The sequence below is a fragment of the Phyllobacterium sp. genome, assembly GCF_037994425.1.
Taxonomy (GTDB): domain Bacteria; phylum Pseudomonadota; class Alphaproteobacteria; order Rhizobiales; family Rhizobiaceae; genus Phyllobacterium.
Map to the genome: position 1 here is coordinate 1 of NZ_JBBNAM010000413.1, position 1,272 is coordinate 1,272.

At 57.1% G+C, this 1,272-nt stretch carries 1 protein-coding gene; it reads left to right on the forward strand.

Translation table 11 applies throughout. The features are described 5' to 3' along the window. Positions 1 to 125: 125 nt before the first annotated feature. Positions 126 to 1,272, forward strand: a 1,147-nt coding sequence (locus AAAB35_RS27035) for a hypothetical protein (protein ID WP_340671421.1), incomplete at its 3' end; no start/stop codon positions are given.

The window sequence follows — 1,272 nt, forward strand, 5'->3', positions numbered from 1 at the left end:
GGTTATTGCAGTCAGGCTTTGCGTCGACGCGATAAGGGGCCATGGAAGCGCGCATAGCGACCTTCTCCGTGGCTACGGGAGATGCCGCCTGAAGGCGGGCGTCCGGGCTAAGCTACTTACCCCACATGACCAATTTCCATGCTACAATGATTTTCAACGTGAAAACGGTCTATGCGCTAAAAAAAGAGAGCTGTGCTTGTGCGATGTCGCCGATTCAACAGCCTTCCACATTGGACGCGGATATTCTCCGAGAGCATTCGGCAAAGATTGTCAGTCGCTGTACTTGGCCAAGGGAACGATTGCTTGCGCTTCAGAGCGAGCGGCTGAAAGCCACATTGCGACATGCAGCGGCGGCGTCTCAATATTACCGAGAAGTTATCGGCGACCTCGTTGCCCGCAAGGCTCCGCTCGAGGAGTTTCCCGTTCTCACCAAGCGTCTGCTGATGCAAAACTTCGATCGGATCGTCACGGACGCGCGTTTGAGCCGGAAACTCGTTGAGGACCACCTGGGTGGAGACGATCCTGGCTCTCCGTTGCTCGGGGAGTATCGGGTGGCGGCCACAGGGGGCACGACCGGAGAGAAAGGCCTAGCTGTCTTCGACGGACCTGCCTGGCTTGACGCGATCGGCAACACCCTGCGATTTCAAAAAATAGTCGGCATCGACGAGACCACTAAAAGCATAGCGATCTTCGCATCGTCTGCCGTCCACATTTCCCATCGCATTGGAACCGAGCTACGCGCCTTCCGGCCACCTGCGCCCAAGTTAAACGTCCTGATGCGAATTGAAGATATCGTGGAGACCCTCAACAACCACCAACCTGAGGTCATCTCCACCTACCCTTCCTTTGTTCGCGTGCTGGCAAAAGAAGAGGCTGCCGGTCGCCTTCGGATAATGCCAAGGCTTGTGCGAACTAGCGCAGAGACGCTGACAATAGACGTCAGGGAGATTGTAACGGCAGCGTGGGGAGCTACCGTCGCTAATAGCTACACGTGTACCGAAGCGGGAGCGATGGCCCACGAATGTCTCCTCACATCCGGGCTTCATTTGGCGGAAGATGCCTTCCTGTTCGAAGTGGTGAATGCAGACAATCGCCGGGTTCCGAACGGTACCGCCGGGGCGAAGCTCCTTGTGACGACCCTCACCAATCGGGCGCTGCCACTAATTCGATACGAAATCTCAGACATCGTGACGCTGGCCACGGAACCCTGCAGATGCGGCCTGCCCTTTTGGCGCATTGCCTCCATCGACGGGCGTCGGGAAGAGGTCCTTC